The organism is Paenibacillus sp. FSL R7-0272, from assembly GCF_037969905.1.
GTDB lineage: Bacteria > Bacillota > Bacilli > Paenibacillales > Paenibacillaceae > Paenibacillus > Paenibacillus polysaccharolyticus.
This window is the reverse complement of sequence record NZ_CP150221.1, coordinates 849243-862327: the sequence shown is the minus strand read 5'-3', so window position 1 is coordinate 862327 and position 13085 is coordinate 849243. Positions and strand designations below refer to the sequence as shown.

The window sequence follows — 13085 nt, the reverse complement described above, 5'->3', positions numbered from 1 at the left end:
CTCTGGCTCCTTAAGAATTACGCATGATGATGGATTCAAGAACGTTCGCAACATGCTCGCAATCATCCGTTGTTGTTTCAAGGCGTTCGTAGATCTCTTTGCGCTTGATCAATTCAATCGGATCGGACACCGTAGCGAATAGATTCTTGATACAGTTACGCAATACTTCGTCGCCTTGGTTTTCCAAATCATTCAGACGAATCGTATATTCACGAATCGCCAGCAATTTTTTCTGGGACAGCAAATGAATCGCCTTCTGAATTTCGTAAGCCGATTGACGCAAAATTTCTGCAAATTGAACGATATATTCGTCCGGGTCCACCAAATTGTACATATAGAAACGGGAAGCTGTAGCTTCAATGCCGTCCAATACGTCATCAAGAGTTGTTGTCAGTTCCATAATATCATCGCGTTCGATCGGCGTGATAAATGTTTTGTTGAGTTCTGTAATGATCGTGTGCACGTAGTCATCACATTGCGACTCGTACTTCTTCATTTCATTAGCAAAAAGAGTTACATCCTGAAGGTTGGAAACATGCTGGGAGAAATAATCTGCCGCTTGAACAACCGTATCTGCCATATTCTCCAGTGTTTCAAAAAATATGTCCTTCTTCTTCTTAATCTTCATAGCTCTATCCCCTCTTCGAGAAATTGCGCCGATAACCGATGAAACATGAAATGACAACCTTTGATATCTTATCATATTTGTTTCATGGTTTGTACAAAAGCTGCGATCCTTTTTTATATTCTTCTCATATTAACCTGAAATGAATCTTAATTATTTGGAATTATGGCAAAATCAGACTCCGATTTTACACTGCGTTTACAAAACTCCACATAAGTCGACGCGTGACCCGTCACAATTTTCATAAAAAGCGCTATGATACGACAACACATCATCACCAATCTTAACCCTTTTCATCGCTCTCTTTCGTTTCAGCCTGCAAAAGTGATTCATTTCGTTGTGCCAATCGTTGTATATGGCTTATTCTTGTTCTGCCAGCTTCACATGATCTGCAAACTGTGGATGGTTCGGCACAATGCTAATGAAAGTTTTCCCGGGCACCAGATTCATTTCACGCCCATCCTTCACAAAACGAATAATATCTCCCTCTTTTCTAACCCATTGCCCGCGAATCATCTTGCCCTTCTGAAACAGCATCGCTTCACCGCCATGATCCACGTTTACGGATAACCTGCCTACATCGTCGAGCACCTTATGGTCTGCCCCCGCAACAATGATATTGGCTGCACCTAACTGACTGCCGTTATCTTTATCCTCATCTGGCTTCCCGTTCACCATTCTCATATATCGTCCGCTAACTTCATCATAATCATACGTTACTTTATAACTATTCAATAAATACTGGATCTCAAACTGCTTCACGCTCTCTCCCGTGGAGGTCGCTCCTGCCTCGTCATACTTGTACACTGGTGATTGGAATTCATGGCTGTACCCTTTCTTGTCCGTACCTTCTCTAAGCTTGTCCACAGATGTATATAGATTGTGAGGCGCCTTGCGTTCTTTGGAACGCCAGAAGTAAGGCCCGCCATTCGAAATCTCATCCATGTGCTGTTTTTGCTGTTTTTGCAAAATAGAATACGCCTCCGGACTGCCTCCGGCATGAATAAGCACCCCGTCATAACTTTCACCAAGCTCGATCAGGTATGGACGAATACTACGTATTGGGCCGACGGTTTCTGCTCCACCTTCACTCTGAAATATAGCAATGAACCGCGTAATCCCACCTTCGGCAAGCACCTCAATGATAATATCGGCTGCGCTGAGTCCCGATTGGGGACGGGCGGCAGGTGCATTGTTGATCATGACCGCTAGTGGCCGCTGCGTAGACGGTTTCTCCACGGCTAGTCCCGTGAAAGGAGCTGTAAAGCCAGAATGAACAGGCTCCTCCACAGGCTTCTCTTCTTGAACCGGTGCAGGTGTGGGCTCCGGCTGGGGAATTTGGGCTACCTCTTTATTCTGGCAAGCAACAAGACTAACGGTAAGAAGGCAGATTGATGCTGCTGATATAGCTTTGTTCCAAGAAAATAACTTCAATATAGGACCTCCTGAACGATTTGGCTGACTTTCTTCTGCTCGTCATGTGATATTCCTCTCATGCAGGCAACCATCTCACGTATTTCTTTCCATTTAATCACAACGTTTCCGTTTTGTCTGCGCCTTCTAAGCCTTGTCTTATCTCACAAGTTATCTTTGAATCTTGAAATGAGCAAATAAATATGTCCTAAATGTGAACTTCTTAAACCTTACTTAAAATTTGAACTAGATTGTGATTTTAATCACAAACAAAACACCTTTCGGAATATACAATAAAGACATCAAAGGTGATCACTTAGAAAAACAAAAACAACACACACTAGATTCCATAAAAGGAGTGGTTTATATGTTCAGCTTCAATCAATGGCTTAGAGAAAACAAAGTGGCAATGTGGATTTTGACAGTACTTCGGGTGTATATCGGTTATGACTGGATGACTCACGGATGGAGCAAATTGACCGGCGGATTCCAAGCTGGCGGGTTCCTCACTGGGGCACTGGAAAAAGCAACAGGCGATCATCCAGCGGTTCAAGCTTGGTGGGCAACGTTCCTTGAAAAGTTCGCCATTCCAAATGCAGGATTGTTCGACTTCGTGATCCCGCTTGGTGAATTCCTGGTAGGTCTGGGACTCATCCTTGGATGCTTCACAACGCTAGCAGCTCTGATGGCGATGGTCATGAACTTCGCGTTCCTCTTCTCGGGTACAGTAAGCACGAACGCTCAACTGGTAGTGATGGAAATCTTCATCGTCGTAGCCGGTGCGAATGCAGGTAAAATCGGTCTGGATCACTGGGTACTTCCTTACCTTCGCGGATTGTTCAAAAAGGACAGAACCATTCAGCCAACAGACACACCAACCATTACACCCACTAAGAAAACGGCTTAATCATTAAAAATATATGAAACTCAGCCCTGCTTCCCCCCTTGGAGCAGGGCTTTGTATTGCATTATTTTCATTCATTTGTTCAGAACCTGACGACCTATGCTGATCTGCTCTTATTGCCCACCACTCTTCCATCTTCTTCAACCATTGTGCATCCGAGTCTCTACACTTGCTCACCAGTAGAATCCCATATTATGATGGTTATAAAGTCTAACAGTACAAAGGAGTATCCCTATGCCGACGCAGCGCCGTCTCGAAACCGACGCCGATTTTCAGGAAGCCATGACCTTAAAACATAAAATCCGGGTATTCAAAGACAACCACCAGATCGACTCTGGAGGTATCATCATTCGTTTTGACGAGAGAACCGTTGTTGTTCAATCCAGTGTCAGTGAACTGGCCTATCACTCACGTACCGAATGTGAGTTGTTCGAACTTCGCAAATGATCACCGCTGAACACCCAAACCCAAAAAAAGGTTCCACGCAGTCAATCAACTGACCGCAGGAACCTTTTTGCTTATTTATAATCATACGACTGTATTCTTCATTTCGCCATCTGAATTGATGTTTCTGTTCTCATCTGCCCCAAGTTATATGCCGTCGCCAAACTGCCAGCAATTCAAACTTAACGTGCCGCAGGCATACGACTGAAATAATCGCTTCGCTGTGCGAGACATATCTGCTGTGCCCATTGCGTAGAACAATGGCGCAAGATGTTCCATGCCATAAGACGGAACGGCCGTCCGCGCATGAGGAGCTTTTTTTTCATACAGAAACAATTCTCTGGTATTCCATTGCTCTAGACGCTCTCCGAGCCAATCATCAAACTCGATAGCCCAGTCTTGTGGCTCATCATCCTGTGCCAGCATTCTTAAATTATGCACGGTTCCACCACTGCCGATGATAAGCACGTTATCATGCCTGAGTTGCTCCAGCATACGCCCGATATCATACTGTTCTTGCGGAGAACGTAGCGAATCCACCGATACAGCAATCACTGGAATGCTTGCTTCAGGGTACATATGCAGCAGTGGCACCCATACGCCATGATCCAGTCCACGCCCACGAACAGGTCGATGTGGCAAGTTACTACGGGAGAATAACGCACATATCTCGCTCGCAACATCAGTCTGCCCGACTGCAGGGTATTGTATGTTATACAACGCTGAAGGGTATCCGTAAAAATCATGCAAGGTCTGATGGGACTCATCCATCGTCACCGAAGGCTCGGGACTGTCCCAGTGTGCGGTGAATACAACGATGGCCTTTGGAGCCGGCAGCCTGTCTCCAAGCTCGTTCAAAAATTGAGTGTAATCACTGCTCTCCAACGCCAGCGTAGGAGAACCATGCGCAATGAATAGTGCAGGTAATGTCATCGCTGCCAACCTCCAGACACGGATAGGATGCTTACCTCTCTATTTTACCCCGAAGCAAGCGCTTTTCCAAGTTAATACCCGTGACTTTTGATTGATGACGTAAGACTTATCGCTTAGATCATCCAGTGTTGCCAGTTCTCTTCAATCTTCTGACGCTCCCCGAGCCATTCTCTCGTACGTGTAATCAGTTGTTCGCGCTCCTTACCAGATGAGAAGGTATGATTGCCCTGGAAAATGATTTCCTTGTCGCAGCGCCCTTCCTGGCGCATCCAGAACACTTTTTGATACAAGAACGCATAGTCCACAGGGATGACTTCATCGGAAGTACCGTGCACAACCAGCACATCTCCGCTGAACTTCACAGCTTCCTGGAATGGTTGATGCTCCGCCAAAGAGTCAAAGAATTTAGGCGTAAATTTATAGCCAAGATAATCGGAAGCCCCTGCTCTCACACCCTCGTCATACACATCCCTGCCCGTAATCTTCACGATATCGTTGAACGGATAACCGACAGCCGACCACATGACAAGATTTTTAACCCGTTTGTCACGTACAGCAGTCAACAGTGCAACTGCTCCGCCCAAGCTATGTCCGATCAGAGTTACACGTGTAGGGTCGACATCACTGCAGTTCACAGCATAATCCAGCACAGAACGAGTCTGCAGTATCATCGACTCTAATCCTTCTGCTCCGTACTCCCCACTGCTCTCTCCGCAACCGATGTAATCAAAACGTAGCACCAGATATCCGTCTTCCGCGAGTTCACGAGCTGTCTTCACGAACAACCGATCCACTCCAATTCGGCTTCCCACAAAACCGTGGCAGATGACAGCCAGAGGAACACGTTGCTGACGTGTCTCCTCTTTAATATCTTTGACAACCGGATAGTGAATGGTCGCAGTTAACTCCTCTTCCCCGTGACGAATGCTGATCTGACGTTCCATACGGATTTCCCCTTTCATGATGACCTTGCGCCTAATTCCTTGTTATATAATCAACGTATTTTAATTAATTATGTTTAATCCGATAAGTTTAGTAAGTATTAAGAAGATATTAGTATATTATCATTCCCTCACCCGCAAGTCAACGCGAGAAATGAACACCTTAGGTCATGTAAAGCTGTTCTCTTTTCGTACGGATTTCCTCGTAAAAAAAGAGCCTCGCTATATTCAGCAGGGCTCCGAAAATTTCTGATTCATTCCTGTATTCTTGCGTTATATCTGCACGATCCTACTCATAGCTCCTGCGAAACATCGCATGAGTCTCAATACGTCCGTTCCACTCATGTTGCTGACCTGCTCCCTCGTTGTCCCAGAAGCTTCTTCCCTGCCAGTTATCATCATTCAACTCTTCGCCGAACTCAGTATCCTCCACTGCCTCTTCCATCGGTACCACTTCATCCATGGCACCACGGGAATTACTGTTGAGCAGCATCTTTCGTGTGAGATCTGATTGTTTATCCATGCTAATCACACTCCTATCCATCATTTCAGTTTGGAAATGCTACTATTGTGATGGATTGGGCAGCTCTTTATTCACGGTTCACAGAATCGTTGCTTCTTCCAAGCAAGCCATGTATATTCACAACTTCACAGGGGAAAATAAAACCAAAATCTCAGGCACGCCTGTCCCGGAAGCCTGTTACCGAAAGGAATGAACTCATGGCACATCTACTCGGATGGATTCAGCATCATGGAAAACTGGTGCTCTTATGCACCTGTGTTGTGTTAGCCTGTATCGGGCTATGGGTAAATCACAAGCAGTTGTTTTATAAGGAATGACTTTGCGAAACGAGAGCCCTTCCCGTATACTAAAATATCGTCAGGGTCTTCATGGAATGGAAGATCAGAACGTGTGAGACAGGGGGAGCAAGCATTGGGGATTTCCTATAAAAAGCTGAAAGAAATACAAAATCGGCAAATCACAGAGATGAGCCGTATGACACCAGACAACGTACAATTGTATAACCAGATCAGCACTATCGCAAGGCAAGCGCCAGCAGACGAGAAAACACAGGAAGAATGGATTCTCGCTGCGGGAAAAGCCATCGTACAAGCACAGAAAGATAACAAATCGGCACGCGAATTGTACGGCTCTGATCTGGAAGAAGATATTTATACCCAACTTGGAGTAGGCTCAGCAAATACATATGAGCAATCAGGGGCAAGCACAGGGAAAGATTCAAGCAGGGAAAACCGTAGCGGAAGTGTCCCTCCCGAAAAAAAACAAGCTTATCCGAAACAACATGCCCGTTCTGCTGGAGATATTAAAAAGAACATCAAATCCAGCATCGCTCAGTCTGACGATCAATCGGATACACCAGAACCTGTGAAACGAACGCCAAAATGGTATGTTATGATTGCCTGGGCAGCCATATCCGTTGTCCTGTTCATTCAAGGCTGTGCAGGACTATTCTTCGGCCTAACAGACGGCGATACGGAGGCTTTCGAACATATCAGCCTGTTCTCTCTCATCATTAGCGCTGTAGGCGGAATTGCGCTCGTAGAGATGCTGCGCCGATTAGCAGAACGTCCAGACGATCAGGGGACAGACAAACATGTCATGCCCAAAGTTAACGTTCGAGGCATTATCATTTATATCGTGATCGTTGTACTTGTTCTTTTTGTAGGTTATCCACTTCGGGATAAACTTCCTGTGTTCTACATGGCTCCATGGGTTAGCGCCGTTATTGGTATTGTTGGTCTTGCTTTAATCCGGCCTATTTTCGGGCAAAAAAAGCAGGCGTGATTGAAGGAGGCAATGTCGAATGTGGCTGTTTCGTGGTACACATAGATGTTCATTTATTTTATAAGAAATTCCATTCAAGAGACCGTCAGGTCTCTTTTTTTATTGCAGATTCGTATTTTATTTTTGACGGGGGTGAAGGGTCTGCTCCAGTCTGAGCTGATTGCGTAGTTTCATGCCTTTGCCTGGCGTTTCCCCGAATTCACGCTTGAACATACGAATAAAATAATTCACTTCCATACCTACATTCTCCGCAGCTTCCTTCACACTAGCCTCAGGATGTTCATTAAGCCACTCCAGTCCCTTTTGTAAACGCCAGCGTTGCATATACTGATGTCCAGTCACGCCATAATGCTGATGAAATAAACGATTCAAATGCTGCACAGAGTAACCAACTGCCTCGGCCACATGTTTCAATAACAGATCGTCCTGATAATGAGCCTGCATCAAAACGATTGCCCGGTTGAGTCCCTCCAGACCAGCTTCGGAACTCCCATGTACATGTGAACCTGAACCGCTGCTTTCTCTCGCTGGATTGCCTGTCCTGACAGACAGTTGCCCACTATTTCCATCTCCTTCAGAAGAAACGGAACCGATTGGATCTAGTGCCTGAGCGATCTTCAAAATCAGCTGGTAAACCAAAGTGGACATTTGCCACATCGACATCCCGCCCTGATCCAACCCCTTCCACAGTTCCATCATCTGTGACCAAATCAGGTCAAACCCGGTTAATGTAAAAGGCTTCTCGCACATGATGCCTGTCGTCCGAAGCACTGATTCTGCTGATTCGCCGCCGATCCCAATAAACCCCAGTTCTCCACCCGTTCTTGTATGCGGGGTATATTCATGAGCAATGCCCGGCTCCAGAGCAAACAGTTGCCCTGCGCCCATTATGATCGTTCCTTTGCCAGAAATGTTAAACAGTCCTCCACCATCGCGTGCCAAAAATAACTGATATACTGGAAATCCCTCCGGTCGATGCAGTCCTTTCTCTTCCTGTGTGCCCACACCGTACAGGTATAGCGGCATCCGGGAATCCGGCTGCCCCGTCAAACGAAATGGTAACATTGCATCCTTCCTTTCGGCTCATGAGCTAGTCACGCTCTATGACTCCTATTATCCATGGTTTGATCCAAGACCAGCAATGGCCTTAGGAACCTATTTGAGCGTGTCTAAATATGGAAAAATAAGGACATAGGTCGTACCGAGAGCGGTTCCCTTTCCTCGGCATTAACGGATGCAAAGAAAAAACTCCCTTTCCAAGGAGGGAAAGGGAGTTAAGCATTACAATTCTATTGCTAACTTTGTGCCGTAGTTTACTGCGGAGGAGTTGATTGTGTAGCTGCTGGAGCTTTTTCGAGCTTAAATGCTTCAGATGGATTAGAGATCGTACTTCTATTGGTTGTTGTATTAGACGCAACTGACACAATATATACGGTGTACTCCTCTCCTTCCACAAGACTAGCCCCTGTAGTATCTTTAGCATTGGTATTCAAAGTAACTTCAACCGCTTTGGGATCTCCTACTGAATAGTTACTGCTGGAAGTAGCTGTAGCCGGATCAACAGATCCTCTTCCCTTCACAATATACAATTGATATGAGGAAATGCCAGCTTCATTAGATGGTTTGGTGAAAGTCAACTTGTAGATTGCTTCAGTTACAGTACTTGATTTTTGTAGACCCGTAATAACGGCTGCTTGAACAGATTGTACTATGTTATTAATACTAAATTCGTCGGAAGCCACTGAAAGACTTGATGAACGAGTTGTACTATCGGATACAGACATAATAAACACTCTATACTTTTTCCCGATCTCGATAGATCTGTTATTAATATCCCGGTATCCATCGCTCAATGCGAAAGTAGTGCCTGCACTGCTTTTATCCAAATCATTAAAATAATTTATATTCATCGCTGTATTTAGCGTAAAACCAGGTACCTGATCAGCCGGGACAATAAACAGACGATATTTGGCAATGCCTGTTTCATTCGATGCTTTGGCAAAATTTACGGTTACATCAGAAGCGTTACCCGCTTGTTGTCCCTGATTTTTAACCGCTACACTTACACTGCCCACTGCTACTACAGGAGAAGCACTACCTAATTTAACTACAGGCGATGCTGAAGACAGCGCGCTAGATTGAGATGAATTATTATTCACCGCCAGGACGAATACCCGATAATCAACATTATCGCCAATAAGGCTACCATCCGTTGCTCTAGCATCACTTGCTAATGTGAAAGCCTGATTACTCCCACTTTTACTTCTATAGGTGTAGAAGCCGTTATTCAATGCAGTATTCAGATTAAAACTTCCTACAGCCGTATTTTTCACAACAAACACACGATAATGATTCACATTATTCTCATCCGTTGACCGGTTGAATGTTACACGCAGATCACTGCCATTCCCGTTATCCGCAACATCGGTTGCACTCACACTGGTCGGTGCGATAACCGTTGCATTCGGTGTTAGCGTAATTTGAGCCGAAGATGAGGAAAGTGCGTTCTGACTCCAGTTCCCGTTACTATTTACGGACAGAACAAATACACGATAAGCGTTGTAGTTCGCAATTCTATAGCCATTCGTATCCACCGAGTTACTCGAAAGTGTTACGGTCAGGTTACCACCTGTTTTATTCACTTGTGTATAATTGTTCGACGCATTCGCAGCATTCAGGTTGAAGCTTCCTACGTTATTGGCAGGTACGACGAATACTCGATAGTGGGAAACATTGGACTCATCGCTTGCTTTGCTAAACGACACGCGCATGTCAGTTCCATTTCCGTTATCCGCAATATCTGTAACAGACAGGTTCGTTGCCACACCTGCATTGCTATTGGAGGTCAGTCTCAAGACATTGGAGGAAGCTGACAACGCATGGGTATAGTTGTTCTGCTGAGTGCCTGCTGCCATGACAAAGATCCGATAATCCTGCAAGTTTGTGATGTTATAACCGCTGGTATCCCGCATATTCGATGGCAATGTAACCACGAGGTTATTACCTGTTTTGTTCACGGTATAATATAAACTGGAAGACAGATTACTTGCTGTAGGCAAGTTAAAGCTACTGGCTACCGAGTTGCGTACAACAAACACACGGTAGTTCGTTACCTTTGATTCATCCGATACACGGTTAAAGCTCACCTGAATATCGCGTCCATCTCCATAATCCGAGATGTCTCTCACTTGTGTAATGACCGGAGCCGGAGTTGAATTCAAGGACAACGTCAGGGAAGACGAAGCCGCAGACAGCTTGCTATCTGTTGCTGTATTCGCACTTACAGACATAATGTATACAACATACGCGTTTCCGTTTTTGATCAACTCGCCCGACGTATCCCGCGATGAAGAGTTCAGTATGCTTTTGACTGTGCTGGAATTCCCTTTATTGATGATCGTGTAATTCGCGCTGGATACCTTGCTCGCAGCAGCCTGGTTAAATGAGGATGCGTCCTTCGCCTTCACAACAAATGCACGGTAACTCGTAATATTCGAATTGTTGCTTGGCTGTGTGAAGTTGATCTCCAGATCCCTTCCGTCACCATTATCGCTAACATCGGCAATGCGCAGTCCCGTCACAGCTTGAACAGAAGGTTTCACCTGGTTCAGCTTCAGAACCTGTGAAGACCAGCCTAGATAGTTTTGGTTGTTATTGTTGCTGTTACCTACGGTCAGTACATACAATCGATAGGATTCATTGCTATTTAGCAAATCACCGTTAACGTCGCGTGTCTGAGCATTAAGTGTCAGCTTCGGATTGGTGCCGTTTGGTGTAATTGAAGTGTAGTTCGCCGGAGATACGGCTGTAGCAACGGATTCTTTAAAGCTGTTGATATCCCCACTTTTGACCAGCATCACCCTGTAAGCTGACACTGTTCTCTCTGACTTGGCACGTGTGAAGCTTACCGTCAGGTCACGGCCATCTCCGTTACTGCCAGACACTGATCCATAAATATTCCAAGCAGAAAACTGTGTATCGTCAACCGGCGGTTCCGGTGTAGACGATGTTGTTTTAATATCAACACGTTGGCTGCGCGAGTTCCAGAATACTTTTTCCCCGAAAGCTTCGCTCACAAAACGAATGGGCACCATCGTACTGCCCTTGATCGTACTCGCAGGGACATCCAATACATTCAGTTGACCATTGATATATGCAGCCTTGGAACCGAGTGTTAATGTCACTTCTTGATCCCCACGGGTTGCTGTAATGGTTTTCGTTCTATTGTTGAACTGCACTTCCGCGTCAATTCCTTCAAAAATCGACCGGAGTGGAACGAGTACACGTCCAGCCTTCATCACAGGGGCTTGAACCGCTGGTACCTCTGTACCGTTAATATAAATGCTGATTCTTGCAGCAGCATCCATTACCGATGTTGGCAGTGCAGACATAAGCATGGCTGATACGGCCAGTGCTGACATCACTTTTTTGACTTGATTTCCTCCTGCTTTCCTCATAGACCCTATCCCCATTCTCCTATAATTAGTACACTCTTATAGATTAGCTGTGCGATTCAATAATTCCTGTATTTTCCTATGCACAACTAAGACGTTTCGATTCGTTAAAAAGTTTCCGGTTCCCCAAAAATTATTTTCGCAGAAACCTTGGCCTTGCATCCACCTGTAAAGGTTAAAATTAACAGAAGATTTTGTCACCATTCCGCAACCACTTTTTGTGCCAATTGCTTTAATCTGTGGTTAACCGTTAACTAGACATGCTTTACTTGCTATGTATTATTTTTAATAGGTAATGTTGCTTCAGCCTCACTTACTTACATCAGACTACGGGAGGGTTAATATCCATGACATCATCTTTGTATTTTTATAAAAAGAAAGGTATGCGTACGCTGCTTACCGCTACGGCTATTACTCTATTGTTACAAACAGCGGTTTCCCCAGTCACTGGCATCGCTTCTGCTGCCCCTGCTACGGATAGCAAAGTAACATCGGCCAATTCAACCGCAATCTACAAATCTTTTCAGACCATGCTCTATAAAAAAAATGGCCTGCCCGCGGCAGACCGTTATCTGGAGTCTAAAATCAGCCAGGTGACTCCTTATCATGCAACCTTGATGGTGCTTCAATTGGAAAATGCCCGCTTCAAAGCGCTAACGGCCATAACGGATCGCATGCTTGTTCCCAATGTTCAGGATCAGATGCAGAAAATATACAAATGGAATGACAGCTTCACCCAGCTGATGTCCCGCACCAAGGACACGAGTCTCCGCTCACTGCTGCAACAGGCCGGAGACAGCGGTTATCGTCTTACGATGATCGAGGGTTATCTCTATCCAATCATGAATTATGCCGCATTTGAAAAATACACTTCTTATGTAAATCAAGATATCAAACAGTACATCCGCATCATGGCTGTTGAAACAAGCAGCATTTCTACTGAGGATGGAGGGCTGATGATCGGATATCAGGATATGCTGAACCGTGCGCTGAATCAAGAGCGGTTCCTGAATGATTTTCCTAAGTCTAACCGGAAAAACCAGGTACAGATGTTGATGAATCAATACACCTTGTACACCTTTTACGGGCTCGATAATACCCCGCTGTTCGATTACGACACCAACGTAATGGTGCCAAATGCTCAAAAAGGGTACAAAGCTGTCTTACAGCGGAATACTTCTGAGGACAGTGCTTTTTTGAAAAAACTGAATGCGTTCATGGATGTCGTCGCTGAATCCAAGTTTGAAAGAACAGAGGCTGTCGACCAATGGCTGGAGCAGAACGTATCTAGGGATGAATATCTGCCGGAGTACGGTATATAAAAGTTTTAGATCAATCTAACGGTAACAATCAGCCAATGGCCTGGATAAGCTGGAGGTAGAGCAAGGGAGTTAGGTTAAATAGATGTGTGCATGCAATGGTAAGCTTGGAATAGTCAACATTTTTCATACACCGTTCCTTGTGCTAGTCGCGTAGAAGGTTGTACGGATGAAAAAAATTCTAACGATCACCACAGACCTTATTTGGCCGATTTAGAGGTGTTCAGTGATCTAACGATCACCAG

11 protein-coding genes are annotated in these 13085 nt (G+C 45.1%); 4 read left to right on the top strand and 7 right to left on the bottom strand.

Features of this window, described 5'->3' with window-relative positions:
- Positions 1–10: 10 nt before the first annotated feature.
- Positions 11–628 (bottom strand): DUF47 family protein, encoded by a 618-nt coding sequence (locus MKY23_RS03865; protein ID WP_090923319.1) that lies wholly within the window; start codon positions 626–628, stop codon positions 11–13.
- A gap of 357 nt (positions 629–985) precedes the next feature.
- Complete coding sequence (locus MKY23_RS03860) at positions 986–2059, bottom strand: DUF3048 domain-containing protein (RefSeq protein WP_339835405.1); 1074 nt, start codon at positions 2057–2059, stop codon at positions 986–988.
- A gap of 346 nt (positions 2060–2405) precedes the next feature.
- On the opposite strand from MKY23_RS03860, the gene MKY23_RS03855 reads away from it, so the two are divergent.
- Both MKY23_RS03855 and MKY23_RS03850 read left to right on the top strand, forming a co-directional pair.
- A complete protein-coding gene (locus tag MKY23_RS03855) occupies positions 2406–2945 on the top strand; it encodes a DoxX family protein (RefSeq protein WP_154891598.1) in 540 nt (179 codons plus the stop codon).
- A 231-nt stretch (positions 2946–3176) separates the two neighbouring features.
- The gene (locus tag MKY23_RS03850) at positions 3177–3389 is read left to right on the top strand and encodes a hypothetical protein (RefSeq protein WP_090923324.1); all 213 of its coding nucleotides are present in this window, start codon (positions 3177–3179) and stop codon (positions 3387–3389) included.
- 144 nt (positions 3390–3533) lie between these two features.
- Here the strand turns inward: MKY23_RS03850 and MKY23_RS03845 are convergent, their stop codons facing one another.
- The 3 genes from MKY23_RS03845 to MKY23_RS03835 form a co-directional block, all read right to left on the bottom strand.
- Complete coding sequence (locus tag MKY23_RS03845; protein ID WP_154960610.1) at positions 3534–4319, bottom strand: class III extradiol ring-cleavage dioxygenase; 786 nt, start codon at positions 4317–4319, stop codon at positions 3534–3536.
- Positions 4320–4432: 113 nt separating this feature from the next.
- Entirely contained in the window at positions 4433–5263 is an 831-nt protein-coding gene (locus MKY23_RS03840) for an alpha/beta fold hydrolase (protein WP_090923326.1), read from the bottom strand.
- Between the two features lie 286 nt (positions 5264–5549).
- Positions 5550–5783, bottom strand: coding sequence for a hypothetical protein (locus tag MKY23_RS03835; protein WP_090923327.1), 234 nt, complete (start codon positions 5781–5783; stop codon positions 5550–5552).
- A 411-nt stretch (positions 5784–6194) separates the two neighbouring features.
- Here MKY23_RS03835 and MKY23_RS03830 point away from each other — a divergent pair, with 411 nt between their 5' ends.
- Positions 6195–7067 carry a hypothetical protein gene (locus MKY23_RS03830; RefSeq protein WP_339835399.1) on the top strand — a complete coding sequence of 291 codons (873 nt, stop codon included), beginning with the start codon at positions 6195–6197 and terminating at the stop codon, positions 7065–7067.
- Between the two features lie 117 nt (positions 7068–7184).
- Here MKY23_RS03830 and MKY23_RS03825 read toward each other — a convergent pair whose 3' ends face one another.
- Together MKY23_RS03825 and MKY23_RS03820 are read right to left on the bottom strand one after the other, a co-directional pair.
- Positions 7185–8132, bottom strand: coding sequence for an AraC family transcriptional regulator (locus tag MKY23_RS03825; RefSeq protein WP_339835396.1), 948 nt, complete (start codon positions 8130–8132; stop codon positions 7185–7187).
- A 248-nt stretch (positions 8133–8380) separates the two neighbouring features.
- Entirely contained in the window at positions 8381–11524 is a 3144-nt protein-coding gene (locus tag MKY23_RS03820) for a copper amine oxidase N-terminal domain-containing protein (protein WP_339835393.1), read from the bottom strand.
- 344 nt (positions 11525–11868) lie between these two features.
- Here MKY23_RS03820 and MKY23_RS03815 point away from each other — a divergent pair, with 344 nt between their 5' ends.
- Positions 11869–12843: a hypothetical protein gene (locus MKY23_RS03815; RefSeq protein ID WP_339835390.1), complete on the top strand. Its 975-nt coding sequence runs from the start codon at positions 11869–11871 to the stop codon at positions 12841–12843.
- Positions 12844–13085: the final 242 nt, after the last annotated feature.

Excerpts from the sequence above, each read along its gene's own strand:
- MKY23_RS03850 (WP_090923324.1), top strand. The coding sequence starts at position 3,177 with ATGCCGACGCAGCGCCGTCTCGAAACCGACGCCGATTTTCAGGAAGCC.
- MKY23_RS03825 (WP_339835396.1), bottom strand. The coding sequence starts at position 8,132 with ATGTTACCATTTCGTTTGACGGGGCAGCCGGATTCCCGGATGCCGCTA.
- MKY23_RS03855 (WP_154891598.1), top strand. The coding sequence starts at position 2,406 with ATGTTCAGCTTCAATCAATGGCTTAGAGAAAACAAAGTGGCAATGTGG.
- MKY23_RS03840 (WP_090923326.1), bottom strand. The coding sequence starts at position 5,263 with ATGGAACGTCAGATCAGCATTCGTCACGGGGAAGAGGAGTTAACTGCG.
- MKY23_RS03835 (WP_090923327.1), bottom strand. The coding sequence starts at position 5,783 with ATGGATAAACAATCAGATCTCACACGAAAGATGCTGCTCAACAGTAAT.
- MKY23_RS03815 (WP_339835390.1), top strand. The coding sequence starts at position 11,869 with ATGACATCATCTTTGTATTTTTATAAAAAGAAAGGTATGCGTACGCTG.
- MKY23_RS03865 (WP_090923319.1), bottom strand. The coding sequence starts at position 628 with ATGAAGATTAAGAAGAAGAAGGACATATTTTTTGAAACACTGGAGAAT.
- MKY23_RS03845 (WP_154960610.1), bottom strand. The coding sequence starts at position 4,319 with ATGACATTACCTGCACTATTCATTGCGCATGGTTCTCCTACGCTGGCG.
- MKY23_RS03820 (WP_339835393.1), bottom strand. The coding sequence starts at position 11,524 with ATGAGGAAAGCAGGAGGAAATCAAGTCAAAAAAGTGATGTCAGCACTG.